1 protein-coding gene is annotated in these 1,457 nt (G+C 66.0%); it reads left to right on the top strand.

Features of this window, described 5'->3' with window-relative positions; all coding sequences use genetic code 11:
* Positions 1-1,457, top strand: a 1,457-nt coding sequence (locus tag G467_RS0114790; protein WP_022970508.1) for an Ig-like domain-containing protein, incomplete at both ends; no start/stop codon positions are given.

Here is a 1,457-nt window from a genome sequence, read left to right as displayed (position 1 = left end):
GTCTACCCGTACACGATCTGTGAGCAGCTCAACCCGACCAACTGCGACACCGCCAATGCCACGGTCCTCGTGACTGCGGCGGCGATCGTCGCGAATGACGACACGGGTTCAGTCGCCAACGGCGCGGTCGGTGGTACGGCGGTGGCGAACGTCCTGGCCAACGACACCTTGAACGGTGCCGCGGCCACAACCGGCAACGTCACGATCAGCGTGATCACGCCCGCCACCAACCCGGGCGTGGTGCTGAACACCGCGACCGGTGCGGTCACCGTGGCGCCGGGCACACCGTCCGGCACCTACACGATCGTCTACCAGATCTGCGAACAGCTGAACCCGACCAACTGCGACCAGGCGACGGTCAATGTCGGCGTTCTGAACAGCGCGCCGCTGGCCGTCGACGACACGGTAACGGTGGTCGAGTCGAGTGTCGGCAACGCGATCAATGTGCTCGCGAACGACAGCGATCCGGAAAACGATCCGCTGACGATCACCCCCGCCAGTGGCACGACCGCGAACGGCGGCAGCTACAGCTGCACGGCCACCGGCTGCACCTACACGCCGCTGACTGGGTACACCGGTCCGGATAGCTTCGACTACGAAATCTGCGATCCGAACGGCAGCTGCGATACCGCGACCGTCAACATCACCGTGCAGCCGCGTGTGATCACCGTGACGGCAACGCCGGTGTGCGACGCCGATGCTGCTTATCTCGACTATGTCGTCACGGCGACGAACTTCGCGCCGGGCGCGAATCCGGTCACCATCCGCTGGCTCGATGGCACCTCGACGCAGGTGCAGCTGCTGTCCGGTCAACCGCTGAGCGGCCGCATCCTGTGGCCGGGCATGGTCGTCTCGGGCGGCGTGCCGTCCGACTGGCCGGGCTGGGTGCTGGTCAACGGACTGTGGGTCCAGGCGCCTGACGGTTTCGAAAGCACGCGTCCGACCTCGACGGTTGAGTTCACTGTCAATCCGACGGTCTCGGTGGTGGTCAACTATCCGCCCGCGACGGCCTTGTGCAACGCGATTCCGACCAATCAGCCGCCGGTGGCGGTGGACGATGCCGACAGCACGGTCGGTGTCACGCCGGTGACCACGACGGTCCTCACCAATGACAGCGATCCGGAAGCGGGCCCGCTGACGGTCAGCGTCAGCCCGGCGCAGCAGCCGGCGAACGGCAGCGTCGTCGTCAACCCCGACAACACGGTCACCTACACCGCCAACCCCGGTTTCAGCGGCGTGGATACCTACACCTACACGATCACCGACGCTGCAGGCGACACCGCGACCGCGACCGTCACGATCACCGTCACCATCAATCCGATCGTGGCCAACGACAACGACGCCTCGGCGACGCCGGTCAATGGCGCGACGGGCGGCACGGCAGTGGCGAATGTCCTGGTCGATGACACGCTCAATGGCGGTCCGGCGACGACGGCGAATGTCACGATCTCGGTCGT

The organism is Arenimonas oryziterrae DSM 21050 = YC6267, assembly GCF_000420545.1.
GTDB classification, from domain to species: domain Bacteria; phylum Pseudomonadota; class Gammaproteobacteria; order Xanthomonadales; family Xanthomonadaceae; genus Arenimonas; species Arenimonas oryziterrae.
Note: the sequence above shows the minus strand (reverse complement) of the source record. Positions and strands in the feature narration are given on the sequence as shown.